This window comes from Streptomyces sp. AC1-42W (assembly GCF_003248355.1).
Classification (GTDB): Bacteria; Actinomycetota; Actinomycetes; order Streptomycetales; family Streptomycetaceae; genus Streptomyces.
Genome location: NZ_QKWY01000002.1, coordinates 1,898,111 through 1,919,294 on the forward strand (window position 1 = coordinate 1,898,111; position 21,184 = coordinate 1,919,294).

Annotated in this window: 12 protein-coding genes and 1 riboswitch; of the genes, 1 reads left to right on the forward strand and 11 read right to left on the reverse strand. The window is 67.9% G+C overall.

What is annotated here, in order from left to right; translation table 11 throughout:
- Positions 1 to 6: 6 nt before the first annotated feature.
- The 7 genes from DNK56_RS26655 to DNK56_RS26685 form a co-directional block, all read right to left on the reverse strand.
- A complete protein-coding gene (locus tag DNK56_RS26655; RefSeq protein WP_111338346.1) occupies positions 7 to 2,016 on the reverse strand; it encodes an AIPR family protein in 2,010 nt (669 codons plus the stop codon).
- The gene (locus DNK56_RS26660) at positions 2,009 to 3,019 is read right to left on the reverse strand and encodes a PD-(D/E)XK motif protein (protein ID WP_111338347.1); all 1,011 of its coding nucleotides are present in this window, start codon (positions 3,017 to 3,019) and stop codon (positions 2,009 to 2,011) included. The genes DNK56_RS26655 and DNK56_RS26660 overlap by 8 nt, the downstream gene beginning before the upstream one ends.
- On the reverse strand, positions 3,016 to 5,799 hold the full coding sequence (locus tag DNK56_RS26665) for a Z1 domain-containing protein (protein WP_111338348.1): 2,784 nt from the start codon (positions 5,797 to 5,799) through the stop codon (positions 3,016 to 3,018). Before DNK56_RS26665 ends, DNK56_RS26660 begins: the two co-directional genes overlap by 4 nt.
- Positions 5,800 to 5,862: 63 nt before the next feature.
- Complete coding sequence (locus tag DNK56_RS26670) at positions 5,863 to 7,338, reverse strand: ATP-binding protein (RefSeq protein ID WP_111338349.1); 1,476 nt, start codon at positions 7,336 to 7,338, stop codon at positions 5,863 to 5,865.
- Between the two features lie 180 nt (positions 7,339 to 7,518).
- A complete protein-coding gene (locus DNK56_RS26675) occupies positions 7,519 to 9,063 on the reverse strand; it encodes a hypothetical protein (RefSeq protein WP_146615264.1) in 1,545 nt (514 codons plus the stop codon).
- Between the two features lie 76 nt (positions 9,064 to 9,139).
- Positions 9,140 to 11,011: a hypothetical protein gene (locus DNK56_RS26680; RefSeq protein ID WP_146610423.1), complete on the reverse strand. Its 1,872-nt coding sequence runs from the start codon at positions 11,009 to 11,011 to the stop codon at positions 9,140 to 9,142.
- A 26-nt stretch (positions 11,012 to 11,037) separates the two neighbouring features.
- Positions 11,038 to 14,490: a helicase-related protein gene (locus tag DNK56_RS26685; RefSeq protein ID WP_111338352.1), complete on the reverse strand. Its 3,453-nt coding sequence runs from the start codon at positions 14,488 to 14,490 to the stop codon at positions 11,038 to 11,040.
- 737 nt (positions 14,491 to 15,227) lie between these two features.
- Here DNK56_RS26685 and DNK56_RS26690 point away from each other — a divergent pair.
- Positions 15,228 to 16,181 (forward strand): hypothetical protein, encoded by a 954-nt coding sequence (locus tag DNK56_RS26690; RefSeq protein WP_241990094.1) that lies wholly within the window; start codon positions 15,228 to 15,230, stop codon positions 16,179 to 16,181.
- 221 nt (positions 16,182 to 16,402) lie between these two features.
- On the opposite strand, the gene DNK56_RS26695 is transcribed toward DNK56_RS26690, so the two are convergent.
- The 4 genes from DNK56_RS26695 to gcvT form a co-directional block, all read right to left on the reverse strand.
- Positions 16,403 to 17,824 carry an L-serine ammonia-lyase gene (locus DNK56_RS26695; RefSeq protein WP_111338353.1) on the reverse strand — a complete coding sequence of 474 codons (1,422 nt, stop codon included), beginning with the start codon at positions 17,822 to 17,824 and terminating at the stop codon, positions 16,403 to 16,405.
- 169 nt (positions 17,825 to 17,993) lie between these two features.
- Positions 17,994 to 19,253, reverse strand: coding sequence for a serine hydroxymethyltransferase (gene glyA / locus DNK56_RS26700; RefSeq protein ID WP_111338354.1), 1,260 nt, complete (start codon positions 19,251 to 19,253; stop codon positions 17,994 to 17,996).
- Positions 19,254 to 19,273: 20 nt separating this feature from the next.
- Positions 19,274 to 19,651 (reverse strand): glycine cleavage system protein GcvH, encoded by a 378-nt coding sequence (gene gcvH / locus DNK56_RS26705; RefSeq protein WP_111338355.1) that lies wholly within the window; start codon positions 19,649 to 19,651, stop codon positions 19,274 to 19,276.
- A 101-nt stretch (positions 19,652 to 19,752) separates the two neighbouring features.
- Positions 19,753 to 20,919 carry a glycine cleavage system aminomethyltransferase GcvT gene (gcvT, locus tag DNK56_RS26710; RefSeq protein WP_274543551.1) on the reverse strand — a complete coding sequence of 389 codons (1,167 nt, stop codon included), beginning with the start codon at positions 20,917 to 20,919 and terminating at the stop codon, positions 19,753 to 19,755.
- 141 nt (positions 20,920 to 21,060) lie between these two features.
- A riboswitch (glycine riboswitch) is annotated at positions 21,061 to 21,154 on the reverse strand.
- Between the last annotated feature and the right edge of the window lie 30 nt (positions 21,155 to 21,184).

Below are 21,184 nucleotides of genomic sequence, written 5' to 3' on the forward strand. Positions count from 1 at the left end.
TCGGACCTACGGTCCAGGCACGAACCCGAGCGAAAACGCCTCGTTGCGCGCGTGCAGCGCCTGCACCGCCTGCGGCTCGGGAACCTCCTGCCCGAGCTCGAGTCGCCGACCGACGTACTGCGCGAGCTGTCGCTGCGAGGGATCCAGGTTGTGTGTTTCCTTCGCCCATCGCTCGATGGCGTACCACTCGTCCGCCGGGACCGACGTCACCTCGTCGCTCGCCCCGCGGTCGCCTTCCGCTCCGCCCGCGAGGGCCTCGTCGTCCAGCGGGTGATCACGGAGCTCGGCCTTCAGAGCGTCAGGCACGGACCAGGGCACGCGGGAGACGGCGTCCCAGCAGGCGGGCTTCTTGGCCCACTCGCCCACGTGGTTGCCCTCACGTGGCTTGGTGACGACCCGCATGACCCGGGGGCACAGATCGTCGATCGCGGCTTCGAGGGCTGACGAGACCCTCTGTTCACGCCAGATCCTGTCGAGATCGATGCGCTGTTCAGTGGCGAGCGCCAGACGGGCCATGGTGTAGGTCGTGATCATGCTCTTGTAGCTGCCCGCCTCGTGGTTCGCCGCGACGCGGTCGACTGCCTTGAAGAGGACCGCCATCGCGATCACGCGCTGGCAGTAGCGGACGTCGACCCGTGGGGGCGCCTCGCCGATCCGGTCCATGAACGCGACGAAGTTCTTCTGCGCGCCGCGGCTGACGCTGAACGGGAGGAGGCTCCAGGAGTTGACGTACTTCGCGAGGTCCGCCTTCGTGAACTTCCGACTGGTCGGGTTGAGCTTCTTGAAGGTGCGCTGCTTCGCCGGTGTCCGAGCCTTGGCCACCTCGTCGGTGTACTGGCCGCGCGCCCTCTCGTAGAACCAGTGGGTCTCCTGGCCACTGCCGTCCGTCGCCGGCGCCCACAGAGATCGGGTGATCCGCTGGACGGCCACGTGGTACGCGTGGTTCGAGCTGAAGTCGACGAGCGTGACGCGATTCTGGGTGTTGGAGTACTCGGAGATCATCGGGACGATCTCCGAAAGCCGCTCGGGAGAGACCTCCGTCAGCTTCATCTGGACAGCCACGTGAGACAGGTCGGCCTTGTCCCGGCTCGAGGCGTAGTGCAACGAGGCCGTGGTCTGACCACCGTTCACCACTTGGAGCCCGTGCACGCGGGAGATGCCCGTGGGGGTGCCGTCCGGGCCGTGCACGAAGTCGACCAGGGACGCGGTCGCCGTGATGCCGTTGTTGTACGCCAAGAACCTGCCCGGTGAGTTCAGCAGGGTCTCCCTGATTCCCCGGTTGACCGATCCGCGGGCCTGCAGGAAGGACCGGACGTTCAACTCGAGGAGTCTGGTCCCGTACTCCCCGTACAGTTCGGCCAGTCTCTGGCCGGGGATCACGGCCATGGTCACCGAGTGGTCCGGCTCGCTGCTGGGTGCCGAGACACAGGGCAGCGGAGGGTCGAACGAGACCACGATGGGCTCGCTGATGCTGCCGGACGTCTCGTGGCGGTGCAGCCGCGCCAGGTCCCATACCTCGTGGGTCACGGGAAGGCCGTCGAACTCGGTGGACGGGAAGGAGGTGCTCGTGCCGACGCGGTTGCTGAGCAGGAAGAGCCGGATCCTCCGTACCTCGGTGAGCGCCTTCTCCACTGCCGCGCACATGTCGTACACGTCGAAGGACTCGTCGATGTGCTGACGCAGGCCCTCCCGACACCGGCGGACGAACGTCAGCAGGCGCCTGAACGCGGTCTCCGCCTGCCCTTTCGTGAGTTTGGACTCCAGCGGGTCGAGGTCGAAGTCGGTCACGAAGAGGTCGAGGCACTCCCCGGAGTCCCCGATGCCGTATCCGTGCACGAGATGACCGTGGGCCGAGTGGTAGGCGGTGAACGTGTTGGACACGATGCCAGCCCGTTCCAGGTCCTCGAACACGCGCCGCGTGAACGCCTCCGGGGTGGTGGTCCCCTCGGCGTCGGCAGTGGCCTGGACGTCCGCGACGACGTCGTGGGCGTACTGGGGCAGGTCGAGCTCAGGCATGCGGTCCCCCGATCAGTGCGGTCACCTCGTCGGTCGTGGCGCGGTGGTGGTCAAGTCCCGAGGTGCTCACGTGGTACGAGCACTCACCGACCCCCTCGGGAAGATCTGTCTCGACGAGTCTCGGGAAATTCTCTCCCACGTGCCAGAAGCGCAGGTCGCGAACGGTATAGCGAGGCTCTTCGTAGGCGGCTCGCTGGCCGGGGAGATAGCCGGCCTGCACGAGACGACCGTCGAAGGCGGCTCGGACGACAGGGCTTGTGAGCTGCTCGCGTATGCGGTCCACCAGGCGGTTCAGACTCTCTCCTGATCCACCCCGCCGTTCGTCGAGCATCGCCAACGCCAACAGGAGCGCAGGCGTCCCGGCGTCGTCCAGCTGGCGCTCGCTGGCGATCCGGATGCTGCGGGGCCGTTTGGCGGTGCTGGCCTTCGCCTCGACGGCGACTCCGGGTAGCTGGAAGTCCTGGTTGGTTCCGCTCGGCCCCGTCCACGCGTCGACGGCCTCGGCCGGTCCGACGACAGGCAGGATGTGGTCGCGCAGCACCAAGAGCTCGCCGACGAGTCCACGACGGGCCTCAGGGCCGAGACCGTCTCTGCCGACGGCGCGAAGGAGGTCCTGCCACCGCTCGAACCTCTCCACCGCTGCTGTCAGGGCTGCCGAGGCCCCAGAGGCCTCTCGGACCGTGTCGGCCACGTCCGTGACAAGCGGGTTGAACACCTCGCGCAGCTCGTCGGCGGTGAGGACCACCTGGAGCTCGTACTCGAGACGCGACACGGCACTCACGTTCATCTCCAGCCCGGCAGCGCGAGGCAGCTGGCGTACGGAGCGCACGATGTGGTCGGCGGAGCGGGCGTCGGCCCTGAGCACGAGCATGCGCTGCCGTGCCGGATGGGAGACGGAGAGAAAGACGTCCAACGGGGCGTCTGGGTGCAGGCGGATCAGGGAACGGCCCGGGGCACCCTGGGGTGCCTCCAGGTCACGCCACTCGGACTCGGTGACGGTCACTCGTCGTCCTCCTCGTCGTCGAGAGCGTCAAGGCCCTCCTTCTGCCAGATGGCGTTGACCACGTACTCGGTGTCGGACTGGTGCTCGGAGCGTGGGAAGCTTGCCTTGAAGCCCACCAGCGGCGGCCGGACCTCACCGTCCTGGGCCGTCGGCCGCTCGACCAAGTAGACGAGCAGCAGTGCCTGGTCGGCTCGGCGCTGCCAGCGGACGTGGTCTCCCGAAGGCGACTGGGGTACCTTCTCCCGCTTCTTGATGGCTGCGGCTTTCTGCGTCGCTTCCAGGGCGGCGTCCACCTGCTCGCGATCGAGGTCGAAGATGTACTCGTCGGGAGGGCTGAGCAGGCGGCGGATCGTGTACCGACCGTCGCACGCGACGTCGTTGAGCGCCGAGCGCTTCACGGGCCCCAAGCTGTAACCGGCGATGTCCTGAGGGTCATTGGCTGCGTGCTTGCCGACCAGGATCACCGTCCACTGCGGGAGCTCACCTACGGCCATGCACTGTTCGATGTACTTCGCGATGAAGCGGGGACGAACCCTTTGGGCCATGCGGTCGGTCTCGTAGCGGCTGAGGAAGTCCACGACAGCGTCGGATGGCACCTGCTTCCACGTCACGTTGGCGCCTGCCGACTTCTGGTCGGCTGTGGCCAGGCCGTCGAGCCTGCGCACAAAGTCCCCGAGGACCTTGAGGTTGTGTTCCGGAACCCCGTCGGAGACGTTGAAGATCACCGTCTCAGGCCCCTCCCCGGAGTAGCTGAGCATGACCTTCGTACCCTGGCGCATCTTGTTGGCCGCCGTGACGGCGAGGCCCAGCGAGGAGGCGCGGACCTTCAGGCCGAAGTACCTCGGACTGAGGTTCAGCGCCGCCATCTCCTCGACCTCACGACGCAGTTCGTCGGTCGCGGCAGTCACCTCGATGTACTTCGCCTGAAGATCCGGAGTGGTGTACAGGCGGCAGAGGTCCTCGTGCCCCGGTCGGTACCCGAACCAGCGTCCCATCTGGAGCAGGGTGTCGTACGTGCTGGAAGTGCGCAGGTAGTAGCTGACCGTCAGCCCCTCCAGGGTGAGGCCCCGGGAGAGCTTCTGACCTCCGATCGCGATGACCGACAGACCGGTCCTGCGGTGCTCGTAGTAGTCGAGTGCGTCGCGGGATGCGCCGTTGACCGTCTTGACCACGATTTTCCGTAGCGCGGGCATGAGCTGGCTCGACACGTCCTCCCAGGTGACGCGTCGGGCCTCGTCCGCGGGGAAGTGGTCCGTGGTGGGGACGAAGTCCCGATCCCACAAGGCCCGGAGCTCGGCCATGCGCTGAGGTGCCTGTCCGTACCGGTCGCGGAGCGAGTCCACGAGGAGCCGCAGGTAGTCGTCCACCTGGTCGCGGACGATCCCTTGGACCGCGGTGAAGCGGGTGACGTGCACCAGCATGGAGTTGTGCACCTTCGCCTGTCCGCGCACCCGTCGTGCAGCGCTGGCGAGCACGAAGGAGGCGATCGCCTCCCGAAGAGACTGTGGAAGGTCGTCGGAGGGGACGAAGGAGGACTTGTGCTTGCTCGGGATCCAGCTCTCGGCGTCGTTTACGGCGCGTACGAGCGGAAGCGGGGGCACGTCATCCTCCTCGTCGTTGTCGACCTGGAGACCGAACACCCTCTCCGGGCCCAGGTAGTTGGTCGGCGAGGGCAGGGTGCGGATGAAGCTGTCGGGAAAGAGGTCGGCGCCGAGTTCGGCGTGGTTGACGTCGGGATCGATGTAGATGTTGGCGAACGGGGTGGCGGTGTACCCGACGTACGCCGACTTCTCGAAGCTCTTCATGAGCTCACGGATCGCACCGTTGGTCCTGGTCGGATCCGCGTCGGGATCGCGCTTGGTGTTGATGGAGGCGTTGTCCGCCTCGTCGTCGATGACGAACAGCGGGATGTCGCGTACGACCTTGTTCCCGCTCTCGTCCTCCGTGCCCTGGACTTCGGTCACCCACGTCCGCAGGTACTCGAGGATCTTCCAGTGCTTCTTGACGACGAGGACGACCGGAAAACGGCCGAGCGGGAAGTTGACGGCGTTGGCCGCTTGTCGGCCGAAGTCGCCCTTCTCCGAGCTGTTGGTGGGGGACGCGATGTCGAGCTTCCTGGCACCCGGCATCCTGCCGGCACCCATGAGACGGGACTTACCGTTCTGGTTGGACCGTTGCTGGTGCTGGGTGTCGAAACCCAGGAGTCCCTCGTCGACACGCAACTGGGTCTGGCTCCGGAGGTCGTTGTGGATGCCGGCGAGGATCACCACGAACTGGTACCCCGCGTCCACGGCCTTCGCGGCGAGCCCGATGTACTGGCCGGTCTTGCCCGACTGGACCTGTCCGATCACCAGGCCCGTCCGGCGCCACGAGCCGACACGGCGCGGGTCCTCGAGCTGGCTCAGGACCTCGTCCGTGCTCTGGTCCAGCCGACGCACGACGAGCGGCGGGAGGTTGCGGACGTCCTCCAGGTAACGGCGGTAGCGTTCCCAGAAGTCCCAGGCTCGGTCGTTCTTGGCTTCGGGCAGCCAGGGCTCGTGGCCGCTGTCGCTTTCCAGCCCGGAGGAGCCCTCCTGGAAGACCGCCGTCAGGACCTCGATCTCCTTGGCCAGCTGGTCACGGTCGAGGACCTCTCCCTGGCCGGCCAGCATCCCGAAGATGACGGTGACCGCGTTCTGCACCTCGTCCGGCGTCGGCTGACGGTCCTGCGACAGTAGTGCGAGAACCAGGCGACGGGCCTTGGCAAGGGACTCGAGAGAGTCCTCGGGGGTGGAACTCACAGCAGACCTCCGGCTGGGCGGGAACGGCATGGGGCAGGCTAGGGGCGGGCACTGACAACGGGCTCACCCGTTCCAGAAGCCCTGCATCTGGTCGAAGGGGGGCATCGTCCGGAGGCGTTCGCGAGCGGCCGCAGGCGAGCGGCCGTCTGAGACCAGTGCCGCGTAGATGCGCTGTGCGACCTCCGTGGCCTCGGCGTCGGCAGGCCCGGGGCCCCCGAAGGGCTCGGGGTCGTCGCTGGTGTCCGTCTCGTGCATCACGCGGAGGGCGGTGACCGGCACCGTCTCCTCGAGCAGACGGATCAGGGCACGTACGTCATCCGAACCGGCACCACCAGAGCGCAGAGCTGCCTTCACCAGGGGGTGGCCCCGGTTGATCCGGCAGGTGACCTGGTCGTCGACACGGCGGACGTTCCACGCGTACACGAGCGGATCCCCGTGTGTGCGCGCAGCGATCTGCCCGCGGTGCCGAAGCACGTCGGCGGCCCTTCTCCTGGCCTGCAGGGCGATGCGCCGTAGATGAGAACGCAGTGCGACGGGCGGGACGACACTGGACTTCCGGACGTCGACCCCCCATTCGACATCCGTCTCGGCGGGGATGTCCACGGCGATCCGTGCCAGGTTGTACTTCTCCTCGCGGCGCAACCCGCGCTGTCCCAGCCAGTCACCGGCAAGGATCAGACGGTCCCGGCGGTACACGTAGAACCCCTGTTGGTCGAGCCACCCACGCGGGCCGCCGGCCTTCTCGTACTCGTCCGGGGCAAGCCTCTGGGCACTGGGAAGGACGAACGCCTCCACCCGTACGGAACCCGCCCCCAAGCGCAGACGCTCGACCGGAAGCGGTTGTACGGACGGGTGACGGGACAGGAACGGATCCCAGGGCTCGACGGGGCTGCCCGACACACGCAGGTTGCGACGTCGGCTTCCGGTGAGGAACCTGCCGAAGACCATGCCCAGATGGGACTCCGTGCGGGCGGCCTCCGCGTAGAACTGCTTCTGGGTCCGCTCGTCCTCCACCGTCACCGCGTCGACGTGGTAGCCGTTGAGTCGCCGCCACAACACGACGGTGCCGTGGTCCGCCTCACCCCGGATCCTGTCGAGCAGTTCGCTGGTCGTCTCGTCCGCGCCGCGTAGCAGTCGCCACTCGCCCGACCTCTCGACGACGTCGAGGTCCCACGTGCGCACGTGCCATTCGCCGGCGGTGGCGGTGGCGACGGTGAGCTGCCGGGCCTGTGAGAACGAGGCTGACTTGAGGCCGACGCCGAAGCGGCCCAGGTCCGTTGCGCTTCGGGGCGTCGCAGGGCCTCGCGCGGCCACGGTCATTGCGGTCACGAGCTCGCCGGCGGTCATCCCGGCACCGTTGTCGGCAACGGCGATCCATGAGTCCTGCCCGGCCCAGGTGAACTCGACGTCGATGGTCGACGCCCCAGCGGAGACGCTGTTGTCGACGAGATCCGCGATGGCAGCAGGCAGAGAGTACCCGAGCGAACTGAGCGAGGCGACCATGCCCGCTGGCTCCGGAGCCGCTATGTCATACATCATGCCGAGTTTCCAGCCTACTTCTGAGTTCTGGTGCTGGATGTGATTATCCACCGGCATCGCCACCTGCAGGGGATGTATCTCTGTCCCGAGAGGACGCACGAGCACCGTGCTCTCGGTGGTTCGCCTGGTTGACCGGACGAGTTCATGTCGCGTCAGAGAGCCGATGATCAGGCTGACCCACTACCCGAAACGGGGGCGCCAAGAGCTCGTGCGTATCCCGAGCGCGTCGATGTGTACTTGGTGTCGGCCCACGGTGATCGACCGTTTCCGCACGTCGAAGTGCACCCCTCTGGCCGGGAGATCCGGGTTCCTCAGGGCGGTCACCAAGGAACCGAGGTCGGGCGGCGTCCCCAGTGCCTGCACGTAACGAAGAGAGGTGGCGTGCATGTCCGGAACAGGAAGAGGGCGCGTGGTGAGCTGCTGCGGCGTGCCGACGCACCAGGTCCAGCTGATCGAGTCGAACGAGGGCCAGTTTCGCGGCAGACGAGCACTGGCGGCACCCGATCGGAGCTCGCCTCTGAGGCGGTCCAACTGCGCTGCTGCAGAACTGATCCAGCTCTCGATCTTCATGCCTTCGTGCAGGGACAGGGCTTCGATCGGCCACTTGATCTCGAGGCAGAGGCCGAGCCGGCGGACCGGGTCCACGACGACCACGTCCAGATCGCCGGCAGACCCGCCGTCGGTCCTGACAGCCGGGATGCGCTCGGCTACCAGGGCGCCCGGGGTGGCGCGCAGCCACTCCGTCCAGGCCGTCGCACGTGCACCCTGCGCCCTTCCGATGCGGCCGAATCCACCGGGCGCATGAGTGGCTGAGCGAAGCATGATCGCGTCCACGGTCCTCGGCGTCAGGAGGGGCGGACAGATGATCACGACGTCGTCGTGGCTGATGAGGGGGGAGGTCCTGCAGGACCTGCCGGGTCGGTAGGTGAGTCTCTCCAACACGAGGGCTTGGTGCGCCTCGGACACGTTCGGGCACATCTCCGCGATGACGGCGAGCAGCCGGGAGGCCGGCATGTGCGCGAGCGTCGTCTCCAGACGGGAGAGCCTGTGCGCGGTGTACTCACTCAGAGAGGCGATTCCCATGATCACAGCCAGCACGCTGGTCATGTCACCGGCGGTCATTCCATCTCCGAGTTCGAAGGAGTCGGGAACCTGGCCCTCGGGTACCGACTGCCGGTACACCTCGATCGTCGCAGCGGCCCGCTGGACAGCTGCCTCGAGGACCTCCGGCGGTGGACCACTACGAAAGTCGACGACTCGGGACGAGATCCACTTCCGCTCCACGTCGGAGAGCAGGGGCACGCCCGTGGGACGCGCGTCCTGCTCGAGGATCATGTCGGCTACCTCGGCCGAGGCGTCCCAGCGGTGACGCACGCGGAAGTCGCCTCTCGTCATGCGAACGTCGTAGGCGCCGCTCCGAATACTGGCCTCCAGGGGGTCGAACCGCTGAGCTGCCACCGCGGCGAGGACGATCTCGTCGGCGTCCTCCTGCGAGCACGCACCCGTGCCTACGGGTTGGTCGTGATGCCACGCGACGAGTTGCGCGAGAACGCTTTCCCACGGAACGTCCGTCGTGACTCCCGAGGCGATCCCCATCGCACGGACTCTGGTCGCGGTCCGGAGCAGGTCGTAGATCCGCTCCGGACCGGAGTTCCATCCGCTCAGCGCTCGGGCCCGGTCCCGGGCGTCGGCAAGGACGCCCAGCAGCTCTTGTTCTGGTCTCACGCTGAGCTCCACTCGTGCAGTTCGGGGGTCAGGAGCCCTGTGTTGTCGACAGGGCGCGCGGGTACTGCCCTCGGTCTCAGAGGGTCGGGTCCCAGTACCCGACCCTCGAACCGTCCGGGGCACCGAAGAGATGCCAGCGGGAGAGGTTGCGGTTCCAGGACTGGCAGGCCGTCTCGGGCAGCTGCAGACAGCCGTGGTCGGCACCCTCGTTCGTGATCATGCAGTTGGGGTCGTACAGGCACGAGTCGTTGTCGACGGCGCGACTCACGACCGCGTCGAGGTTCTGCTCCAGGACAGTCCTCATCGCGCCCAGGCTGAAGTCGCTGCCCCCGTTGGGATAGACGGCGAAGGCCAGGTCGTACGGGAACAGGTACTCGGACAGGCTCGTCTCGCTGTACCCGCTGTCGACCGCCAGTGCCCGCAGGATCTGGTGCGACAGGGAGTGCAGCAGCCCGAACAGCTCGTGAACCGGGAGGTCGGGGTGTCCTGGAGCGGGGCGTACCTCGTGGGAGAGAGCCTGGCCGTTACTCGGACCGAGCTGATGTACCAGCCACTGGGCGACGCCGCCGGCGTCATCAAGCGTGCGTTGGCTGACGAGGTCATTTCGGACCATCCACCGGCTTACACGATCCCGGTCCACCGGAAAGAGCAGGGCTTCCGCCTGAGTGGGGTGTGCGTAGAGCAGGGTCTTCTCGGGAGCACCCCGTGAAACGCGACCCCGGTAGGGCACCAGGTCCGCCTCCTCGGGGCTGAAGCCGGTCCGGCTGTAGCCGATCGCGAGGTAGGTGATTGGTAGGTCACTCACCAGGCAGGTGTCACGGCTGAGGCCGGCAGCTGCCAGGACCCCGGGGTAGCGTTCGTAGAGCGCGCGCCGCTCCGGGTTGCGCGCCTCCCGCTGCAGTCGTGGGACCCCGAGGCGTTCCAGGTTGAGAACGCGACGGTAGGTGTGCAGCTCGGCCGCGAGCCCACGGGCATCGTCACTTTCTGCGTCGAGCCCGAGGGCCTTGCCCACCCGGTCTCGCAGATGGTCCACCTCGACCGGCATGAAGCGTGCCCGCAGGGCACGCGCCTGGTCGTGCAGACCGGCCTCCTCCATCACCCGGATGCTTTCGACGACCTCGTCGGGAACGTCCACTGTGTGCCCGTCCGTGAGCCGACGGAACTCGTCCTCGGTGATCTCCCCGAGCCACCAGCCGAGCACGGCCGCGGTGTACAGAGGATTGCTCTGCCGGGTCGCCTCCTCCGTCGTCGTCACGTTCACGAGGGTGAGCCCATGGCCGACGTGCGCGGTTCCCGCGGAGTGAAGCAGGGGGTTCATGAACTTGTCCGGGTAACTGCACGAGGAGTTGCTGCAACTCCATTGCACACCAAGAGGGAAGCCACAGGTCATGCACTCCCACCGGAAGTCGCGGAACCGACTGGGGCGGTCGTCGAGCCTGAACCGGGTGTGGCCCCTGGGGCACTTGCTCGGGGGGTACATCGGTGACGTCTCGCCGCACTTGTGCGCGAAGACGAACTGGAGTTGCCGGTTGCCGACGACGCCGCCGCAGGCCGGGCAGGCCGGCGGCCAGTCGTCGGTTCCGGGCCGTGGGTCGCTGGCCGTCCAGACGTGCCCGCACCCTGCCCTGGAGCAGCGCACCACTCGGGGCCAGACGCGGCAGAAGACCTTGCCCGGGACCACGACCTCGTAGTGGCGGTCGGCGAGTCGGTCCTGGTCCCCGGGGAACTCGGGTGCGCGGTCGGATCCGGCGACGAACGCACGTCCGGCGGCCCGCCATCTGCGAACGAACCGCATCGCCTCCTGGACGAGGTGGTCACGATCCAGGGAGGGACCGTCGAACTCCTCGTCACGCCCGAGCTGGATCACCTGCGTGGTGTAGCCGCCACGGTGGTCGAAGGTCTGGCCGGGCCTGAACCGGAAGAGGACCTGGCCACGGTCGCGTGACATCTCGTCGTTCCTGGGGTTGAACGCCATCACGACCTCCGGTTGTCGGACACGACGTGGAAAGGGATGCCCTCGGAGACGTCGCGGAGACTCGTCATCGGTCGGCACTCGAGTCCCAGGTAGTCGCCCGTCGCGCGGTACCCCCGGTTGTTTCCGCCGGCGAGGGCGGCGGAGGCGCCAGCAGAACGGAGGCTGGCGATCGCGTGCTCCACCATGTCCTCCAGGTCGCTCCGGAGCTCCTGTCCCTCCGGCCGATGGGACTGGAAGACCGCGTGGAGCGCCTCGAGCAGCTCGGTCAGCTGGACTCCCTCCAGGCCGCTGCGGGAGGGATCACGGAGAGCGGCCTGCATCTTGGATAGGTCGTGCAGATGCCCTGGAGCATTGCCCGCCTGCCACCAGTCGCGGTTGGCGATCTGGAGCAGATGACCCATGAGGATTCCGGGAAGGGTCCTACGCACCGCGAACCGGCTCCAGCGATTGATCGCCACCGGTTCGACCATGCGGTCCAGGTACTCGTGGAACTTTCCGTGGTACCGGTAGTGCGAGCGGTCCCGCTCCCGTACCGGGTTGAAGAGCATGAACACGAGTCCGTGGTGTGCACGGCCGACGCGTGAGGATGCCTGGATGTACTCCGCCATCGACCTGGGCATGCCGTTGAACAGCATGAAGTTCAGTCGGTCCACGTCGACCCCGTGGCTCACCATGCTCGTGGCCACGACCATGCCCGTCTCGCCGTTGGTTTTGCCGAGGTCGTCCAAGACGCCACGCACCTCGTCCAGGCGTGTCTCGCCCTTCAGCTCGGCCACGTGGAGGTCCGGAAAGCCCTCCCTGCGTAGCGCCTCGTTGACCTGGGTGTCCAGCGAGCGGCGGATACGGCCGAAGTCGACGAGCGTGGTGGCGTACGTGAGGCTTGTGCGGTACAGGTCGACGACAGCACGAAGCTCGTCTTCCGGCCATGCTTCCAGATCCGGCGGAAGCTCACGGCGCTGCTCGAGCTTCCACAGGGCTCGGTGGGCGGACGTCAGGATCCTGACCAACGTCATCTCCGCCGTTCCACGGGTCGGCATGACCCCGACGAAACGACGGAGGGGGAGCCCTCGGTCCAGACGCCAGTAGAAGCTCTCGTCGAGGTTGGGCCCCGGGAGGGGCACCACCACGGACCTGAGGCCGAAGAGGTGCTCGCTCTGGCGGTCCTCGCCGCGGATGGTCGCGGTCGTCGCCACCACCTTCATGCGGACCCCCCGTCCGTCGGCCCGGTGCCTCGACGTCAGGGTGCGCTGCACCTCCGCCAGGAGCCCCTCGTAGTGCCCCGAGAAGGCCCCGAGCTCCTCGTTGACCATGTGCAGTTCGTCGATGATCTCCAGGGAGGGCGAGGGGTCGTAGAGAGGTGACTTCAGGGGCCCGGGAGCCGTCTTCGGATGACCGGGCGCGTGGCGCTCGTGGCACTTCCCGCCCCGACCGAACCCGTGCGGCGGGCACCAGCAGTCGACGTCCCCCAAGAGGGCGCCGAACTTGTCCGACAGCCCGACGTTGGCCAGCTTGTCCAAGGTGCCGACCACGACCGTGGGCAGGTAGCGGTAGATCTCGGTGTCCACCACGACGATGGGCAGTACCTTCCCGCACTGCTCGTTGCCGCAGACGTGCTTGAGCCTCAGCTCCTGAGGATCGGGGGGCGGGATGTGGACCGACCGTTCACCGCAGTAGGGGCAGTCGTGTACGAGTCGGTACGCATGCCGCTCTGCCTCGCTCGACCGAAGGCGGTCGAGCGTGCGATCGGACGTGAGCGAGTTGGGGGTGTTGCCTCCGCCGGCGTAGAAACCGATGAAGAAGGGCCACCCGGGCTTGCCGCCGACCTCCTTGATGCGGTCGGTGTTGCGGCCTCGGACGATGTCAGCGGCAGCAATGACGTCGAGTTGCCGCTGTGTCTGCTGGAGGGTGAGGAGCCGGAGGGGGAAGCGGCACCAAGCTGAGACCCCGACCTCCTTTCCCCTGGTCCGGTCGTAGAACATGCACACGAGGACCAGACCGAGATACGCTTCCGTCTTGCCGCCTCCAGTCGGATACCAGACGACGGTCGCCGCTTCGGTGGGGTCCGCGTCTTGGTCGTCACCCCAGAGTCCCGGCGTGAAGAGCTCTTGGGGGTGCTCCCGCCAGGCCAAGGCGCTGAGCTGGCTCACGATGGCCACGAGCTGGAAGAGTCGCCACCCTCGGTTCGCTCGCTTCCTCCGCGTGTTGAGCTCCGTCATGGACTCGTTCGCGAGCTGGAACGCCGTCAGCAGACGGTCATCCCGCCGCAGCCACGCGATGCCGTCGCGGAAGCGGGCGACCTCCAACGCGGCGGCTTGGCGGTCGGACTCCTTCCGGCGGGCCAGATCCGGCTTGTCCTGGAGGTTCTCCGTGCTCCACGCGGGGGCGTCGAGATACGCCTCCATCTCGTCGGCGAGGTCCTCCAGAACCGGCAGCGGGTCCGCAGCGAGTGACGAGTAGCCCCAGCGTGCGTCTGCGCGGGCCACCGCGCGATGGGTGTCATGCTGCGGCACGGGCACGCTGCGGACGGAGACGAGCCGGCCGTCGTGCCACTGCGGTTCGACGCCGCAGTTGTTCGCGTACGCCCCCAGGTCTCCCGAGTAGCGGTAGGCGTCGGCGCCGAGATCCATCACGATGGGCAGGAGACGGTCGCCGTCGATCTCCAGCCCCGCGCGGAACAGGGCGTTGTCCCTCGCCTCGTCGCCGCGGCTGCGGCCCGCGTTCCTGCCCTTTCCCTGGACGATCACGACCGGGTCCGTGGCGAGGTTCTGCAGGGTCGCGGTCACCCGGAGCCGTCCCGGGGCCACCGGCCGAGACGTGATGACGACGTGTGCGGCGGGGGTCGGCACCACCGGATCCCCGACCACCTCCCGGGCCAGCCACTGCTCGAAGGACCTGTCGTCGTTCATCGCTGCAGGGGGCACCAGACGCTCTCGGCGGTCATTGCCCGCGCGACGATCGATCCGCGGGTCACGGAGCGCCAGCTCGACGGCCTCCGAGAAGGCGTGCCGGAACTCAGCCTCCAGAGTCTGACGGAGGCCAGCCTGACCGAGGACGATCTCCACCGGGCCGACCACCACGTCAAGTCGCCTGAACAGCGGCGCCAGCCGGTACGGCTCCCCGCGGTCGCCGGCCCACGCCAGCTGCTGCGCTCGGGTCGGCAGGGCCGAGTAGTAGAACGACGCCTTCGCCCTGACCATGAGGGAGCTGGCGTTCTCGGCCTCGAACTCGAACCCGAGGCTGTCCGGAGTCATCCGACCGTACCTGGGTGCGGCGCCGCCCGGCTCGACGGCGTGGGGGCCGAGGCTCTCCATGAAGTAGCGCGCGCTGGGAGGTTCACCGAGGCAAACGTCGCCCTGTGCCTCGCCTGTCGCATCGGTGACCACCGCGCTCACGAGGTGCTCGACGAGGGCCGTCTGTTGGGCGACGCTCGGCTTGAAAGGGGGTGTGGTCACTGCGTCTCCCCTCCAGCCTCGGCGTAGGTCGCCGACAGGAAGGAGGCGCTGCAGGAGGGCCTGAGCAGCTGACAGGCGCCGTCGCTCACGAACGAGCGATGGGGGAGCCGAAGCGGCTCCGAGGTACGTGCCGGCGGCGACGAGCATGCACAACCGGCCCGCAGGACAGGGGTGTCCACGGGTTTCTCCAGGGTCCGCGAGTCAGAAGCCGCCGTGGCACGACGCCATGGCCGGACATCTTCTGCTTCTCCGAACCGGATCAGGATGAGCTCAGGGTGAGGGAAGTTACAAGCCGATAAACCAAGTTGATCGAATCTGACCTGAATGAACCGATCTCTTGATTGAATCTATCGGTATCGAAGGGATGCAGGTCGACGCCCCCTCTTCTCAGGGGCAACGGCTGGACATCATCACCGGGTGATCCCAGGCAGTGCAGCAAGCTCCTGGCTGGCCGACATTCCGCGGGCCGTCAGGCAGCGTTTGTGCACCCTTCTGACTGACAGGTCGCAGTCGAGAAGCGGACGGAGGTAGCGGGCGAATCCTTCGGCCCACGTCGGAAGCACACTGTGGCTGCCGTGGTACGTGTCCGCGGATCCAAGGACGGACTCCGTACTCCCATCCGTGAGAGGAGGGCCGAGAACGATCGGGTCGACCTGCGTGACTTTGGCGTGGTCGAACGCCGGGAAGCGCCTCGACGATCTCAACTAAGCTCCTGAAAAAAAGCACATGGGGGAAACGTGACCATCGACGTAGGCGACACCGTGGGGCTCGTCCGCAGGAACCGGAAGACGCGCAAGCGTTTGCAAAAGGCTGCTCAGGAGCTCGATCAGCAGGCCGCTGAGGACTCCATCGCCCTGAACAAGGCACGGCAGATGCTTTACGACGTGGCCGTTCTTCCCTTCCGAGACGTCTACGGGCGTATGAAGAACGTGGATCACTTCGAACTGGCGACGATCGAGAGGCCCACCGCGAGTGTTGCGGGGGGTGTCGAGCTGAGGCGAACAGGTGGTACCGCCGCGGCGCAGGCCGCTCGCATGGCGGGCGGCGCGGTTCTGGTATTCGGGCTCCCATTTGTCGTCGGTCATGCTGCCAAGTCGGGGTCCTATCGCGCGGTCCAGAGCTTCGGATCCGCCTCCACAGGCCGCGCGATCAAAACGCTGCGTGGGGCCGTAGCCCGCAATGCCGCAGAAGCATGGTTTGGCGGCGGGGCTGTCGCGTTCGGCGGCGGCGGGCGAGCGGCCGGCAGGAAGATGTTGGACCAGATCGAGGCCACTTCGAGCAAGGTCACGTTCGAACTGGCAGCAACATGGCGGATCCAGGCGCTCGAAGCCAGCAAGCAGGAAGAGGCGCGAGGACTGGAGCGGCGCGAAGCCGCCGTGAAGCAGAGACAGGACGAGGCGCTCGCGCTGCACGAGCGCTTCGAGGGCATGCAACGCGTCATTCAGGATCTCCGGTCCGAGCTGCTGACGAGGTTGCCGTCCCTTATCGCTCTGGTCGACAACTCTGACGATTTCGCCCGATACGACTCCCGTCAGTGCGCAGAGGTGACGACGATGGTCGATCTCGACGGACTCGCGGTGAAGGTCATGAGGTGTCCGATGGTCGACCCAACGGGACGCCCGACCGAGGAGTCCAAGTGCGTCGTCGCCGAAGTCGAGGCGCGACTCCAGGCGATGCAACCGCATGCGTGAGCTCCGCCACTGGTCTGTTGATCTACTCGGACGCAGCGTGCACTGGTGATCACGAGGGCAACCCAGGGCGTTCAACCGGGTCTCGGAGCAGGGCCATCCCAGGGACTTTTCAGGGACTTTCACGTCTGTCCCAGGGAGGTTTCAGGGACTTTCCGTCGCGTAAGCAAGGAAGGCCCTGACAGCGCCGAAAGAAGCAAAAGCGCTGGTCAGGGCCTAGAACCTCAGCACTCGATGATGTTCACCGCGAGCCCGCCGCGTGCCGTCTCCTTGTACTTGACGGACATGTCCGCGCCGGTCTCCTTCATCGTCTTGATGACCTTGTCCAGCGAGACCTTGTGGCTGCCGTCGCCGCGCAGCGCCATCTTCGCCGCGGTGACCGCCTTCACCGCGGCCATGCCGTTGCGCTCGATGCACGGGATCTGGACGAGACCGCCGACCGGGTCGCAGGTCAGGCCCAGGTTGTGCTCCATGCCGATCTCGGCGGCGTTCTCCACCTGCTCCGGGGAGCCGCCCAGGACCTCGGCGAGGGCGCCCGCCGCCATGGAGCAGGCGGAGCCCACCTCGCCCTGGCAGCCGACCTCCGCGCCGGAGATCGAGGCGTTCTCCTTGAACAGCATCCCGATGGCGCCGGCGGCCAGCAGGAACCGGACGACGCCGTCCGCCTTCTCCTCCTCGGTCGCGCCGCCCGCCGCGAAGTTCATGTAGTAGTGCAGGACGGCAGGGATGATGCCCGCCGCGCCGTTCGTCGGGGCGGTGACCACCCGGCCGCCCGCCGCGTTCTCCTCGTTGACCGCCATCGCGTAGAGCGTGATCCACTCCATGGCGTGCGGATTGGGGCCTCCCCTGCTCGAACCCAGTTGAGAGCTTGGGGATGGATCGCCCTCCGCGCGCAGCTGGCGGGCCGTCTTCGCGGCGCGGCGGGTGACCTTGAGGCCGCCGGGCAGGATGCCCTCGCGGGACATCCCGCGCGACACGCACTCCCGCATGGTCCGCCAGATGTCCAGCAGCCCGGCCCGGATCTCGTCCTCGGTGCGCCAGGCGCGCTCGTTCTCCAGCATCAGCGAGGAGATCGAGAGACCGGTCTCGCGGGCCAGGCGCAGCAGCTCGTCGCCGGTGCGGAACGGGTACTTCAGGACCGTGTCGTCGAGCACGATCCGGTCCTCGCCCACGGCGTCCTCGTCCACGACGAAGCCGCCGCCGACCGAGTAGTACGTCTTCTCCAGGAGCGGGGCGCCCTCGGCGTCGTACGCGAAGACGGTCATGCCGTTGGCGTGGTACGGGAGGGCCTTGCGGCGGTGCAGGACCAGCTGCTCGTCCGCGTCGAAGTCGATCTCGTGCATCCCGAGGAGGTTGATCCGGCCGGTGGCGCGGATCGCCTCGACCCGGTCGTCGGCGGCCTCGACGTCGACGGTGCGCGGGGACTCGCCCTCCAGGCCGAGGAGGACCGCCTTGGGGGTGCCGTGGCCGTGGCCGGTGGCGCCGAGGGACCCGTACAGTTCGGCCCGTATCGAGGCGGTGTGGGCGAGCAGGCCCTCGTTCTTCAGCCGGCGCGCGAACATACGGGCCGCGCGCATGGGGCCGACCGTATGGGAGCTGGACGGGCCGATGCCGATCGAGAACAGGTCGAAGACCGAGATGGCCACGGGTGACTCCTCAAGGGTTGGTAGACGCCGTTGTCTGCCGGGGTGGTGCGGTACGGGCGGGACGCCCGGAAAGCAAGGACAGAGCGGGGGGGGACAAGGGACGGGGCACCGCGCCCACCTCTCAGTGTGCGCGATGCCCCTCCCCGAGGCGCGAATGCGCCCGCCCGGGCTACTTCAGGCCGGGGTACAGCGGGAACTTCGCGGCCAGGGCCGCGACGCGGGCCTTCAGGTCGTCCGCGTCGTACGACGGCTTCAGGGCCGACGCGATGATCTCGGCGACCTCGGTGAAGTCCTCGGCGCCGAAGCCGCGGGTGGCCAGCGCCGGGGTGCCGATGCGCAGGCCGGAGGTGACCATCGGCGGACGCGGGTCGTTGGGGATGGCGTTCCGGTTGACCGTGATGCCGACCTCGTGGAGCCGGTCCTCGGCCTGCCGGCCGTCCAGCTCGGAGTTGCGCAGGTCCACCAGGACCAGGTGCACGTCCGTGCCGCCGGACAGCACGGAGACGCCCACCTCGGTGACGTCCGGCTGCACCAGGCGCTCGGCCAGGATGCGGGCGCCCTCCAGGGTGCGCTGCTGGCGCTCCTTGAACTCCTCGCCCGCCGCGACCTTGAAGGAGACCGCCTTGGCCGCGATCACGTGCTCCAGCGGGCCGCCCTGCTGACCGGGGAAGACCGCCGAGTTGATCTTCTTGGCGAGCTCCTGGGTGGACAGGATCACACCGCCGCGCGGACCGCCGAGGGTCTTGTGCGTGGTGGTGGTGACGACGTGGGCGTGCGGCACCGGGTTGGGGTGCAGGCCCGCGGCGACCAGGCCGGCGAAGTGCGCCATGTCGACCATCAGGTACGCGCCGACCTCGTCCGCGATGCGGCGGAAGGCGGCGAAGTCGAGCTGACGCGGGTACGCCGACCAGCCGGCGACGATCAGCTGCGGCTTGGACTCCTTGGCCAGGCGCTCGACCTCGGCCATGTCCACGACACCGGTGTCGTCGACGTGGTACGGGACCACGTTGTAGAGCTTGCCGGAGAAGTTGATCTTCATGCCGTGGGTCAGGTGACCGCCGTGCGCCAGGTTCAGGCCCATGATCGTGTCGCCCGGCTTCAGCAGCGCGAACATCGCGGCGGCGTTGGCCTGCGCACCGGAGTGCGGCTGGACGTTCGCGGCCTCGGCGCCGAAGAGCGCCTTGATCCGGTCGATGGCGATCTGCTCGACCACGTCGACGTGCTCGCAGCCGCCGTAGTAGCGGCGGCCGGGGTAGCCCTCGGCGTACTTGTTGGTCAGGACGGAGCCCTGCGCCTCCATGACGGCGACCGGAGCGAAGTTCTCCGAGGCGATCATCTCCAGCGTGGACTGCTGGCGCAGGAGCTCGGCGTCGACGGCGGCGGCGACGTCCGGGTCCAGCTCGTGGAGGGAGGAGTTGAGAAGCGACATCAGATGGTCCCTTGGGGTCTCTAGTTGCCGGAGAACGCGGTGTACTCGTCGGCGGAGAGCAGGTCCTCCGGCTCCTCCGCGACGCGTACCTTGAACAGCCAGCCGCCTTCGAAGGGAGCGGAGTTCACCAGGGACGGGTCGTCGACGACGGCCTGGTTGAAGGCCGTCACCTCGCCCGAGACCGGCGAGTACAGATCGCTGACCGACTTGGTCGACTCCAGCTCGCCGCAGGTCTCGCCCGCGGTCACCGTGTCACCGACCTCGGGGAGCTGGGCGTAGACGACGTCGCCGAGCGCGTTGGCCGCGTGCTCGGTGATGCCGACGGTGGCCACACCGTCCTCGGCGGCCGACAGCCACTCGTGCTCCTTGCTGTACCGCAGCTGCTGGGGGTTGCTCATGACCTGAATTCTCCTGTACGCGGGGGTGTGCTGATGAACGGTGGTCTTACGGTGTGAGACAGGACTGCGTCACGTCGCGCGGGGCCCTGTGCCCCGCGGCGCTACTTCTGCCGCTTGTAGAACGGCAGGGCCACGACCCGGTACGGCTCCTGGCTGCCCCGGATGTCCACGGCGACGCCCTCGGTGCCCGGCTCCGCGTACGCCGCGTCGACGTACGCCATGGCGATCGGCTTGCCCAGGGTCGGGGAGGGCGCGCCGGAGGTGACCTCGCCGACGACCTTGCCGCCGGCGGTGACGGCGAACCCGGCGCGCGGCACCCGGCGGCCCTCGGCGATCAGGCCGACCAGCTTGCGGGGCGGGGCGGTCTCGGCGCGCCGGGCGGCGGCCTCCAGCGCCTCGCGGCCGACGAAGTCGCCCTCCTTCTCGAACTTCACGACCCGGCCGAGCCCGGCGTCGAACGGGGTCAGCGCGGTGGTCAGCTCGTGCCCGTACAGCGGCATGCCGGCCTCCAGGCGCAGCGTGTCGCGGCAGGAGAGCCCGCACGGGATCAGGCCGTGCGGCGCGCCGGCCTCGGTCAGCGCCTGCCACAGCCGCTCGGCGTCGGCGGGCGCCACGAACAGCTCGAAGCCGTCCTCGCCGGTGTAGCCGGTGCGGGCGATGAGCGCGGGCACCCCGGCGACCGTGCCGGGCAGCCCGGCGTAGTACTTGAGGCCGGCCAGATCGGCGTCGGTCACGGCGGCGAGGATCGCCGGGGACTCGGGGCCCTGCACGGCGAGCAGCGCGTACGCGTCGCGGTCGTCGCGCACCTCGGCGTCGAAGCCGGCGGCGCGCTCGGTGATCGTGTCGAGCACGAGCTGGGCGTTGCCGGCGTTGGCGACGACCATGTACTCGGTCTCGCCGAGCCGGTAGACGATCAGGTCGTCCAGGATGCCGCCGTCCTCGGCGCAGATCATCGTGTAGCGGGCCCGGCCCGTGGAGACGGTGCCGATGTTGCCGACCAGCGCGTGGTTCAGCAGGTCCACGGCCTGCGGCCCGGTGACGGTGATCTCACCCATGTGGGACAGGTCGAAGAGGCCGGCCTTGGTCCGGACGGCGTTGTGCTCGTCGCGCTCGCTGGCGTAGCGCAGCGGCATGTCCCAGCCCGCGAAGTCGGTCATCGTGGCGCCGAGCGAACGATGCAGGGCATGAATGGGGCTTTGGTGCGCAGCACCATCAGGCAGGGTGGTGGTGGGTGACGGGAGGGCGGTGAGACGGGGGGTGCTGCTCATGAAAACGGGCTCCCAGGGCATGACGTCGAGGACGATCCTCCCCATCTGTCATCGGAACCTGAGAGGTTCGCCGAAAGCCCCCGGAGGGGTTCGGCTTGCACCTTGGGTGGAGCCGCGCAGCGGCTCGCTTTTCAGATCTGCCTCATCCACGCGGTACGGGGCCTGAGAGATTCAAGGGAGGATCTTGCTCCTTCGGCGCCCGGCACGAGGGCCGGGACTCTCCCGCGCGGATTCAAGCGGCCTGTATGCAGTTGGCGGGGTCATC

What these genes read in the sequence shown, in the direction of transcription:
- DNK56_RS26655 (WP_111338346.1), bottom strand. Translation starts at nt 2,016, where the DNA reads ATGCCTGAGCTCGACCTGCCCCAGTACGCCCACGACGTCGTCGCGGAC.
- DNK56_RS26670 (WP_111338349.1), bottom strand. Translation starts at nt 7,338, where the DNA reads ATGATGTATGACATAGCGGCTCCGGAGCCAGCGGGCATGGTCGCCTCG.
- DNK56_RS26680 (WP_146610423.1), bottom strand. Translation starts at nt 11,011, where the DNA reads ATGTCACGCGACCGTGGCCAGGTCCTCTTCCGGTTCAGGCCCGGCCAG.
- glyA (WP_111338354.1), bottom strand. Translation starts at nt 19,253, where the DNA reads ATGTCGCTTCTCAACTCCTCCCTCCACGAGCTGGACCCGGACGTCGCC.
- gcvH (WP_111338355.1), bottom strand. Translation starts at nt 19,651, where the DNA reads ATGAGCAACCCCCAGCAGCTGCGGTACAGCAAGGAGCACGAGTGGCTG.
- gcvT (WP_274543551.1), bottom strand. Translation starts at nt 20,919, where the DNA reads ATGAGCAGCACCCCCCGTCTCACCGCCCTCCCGTCACCCACCACCACC.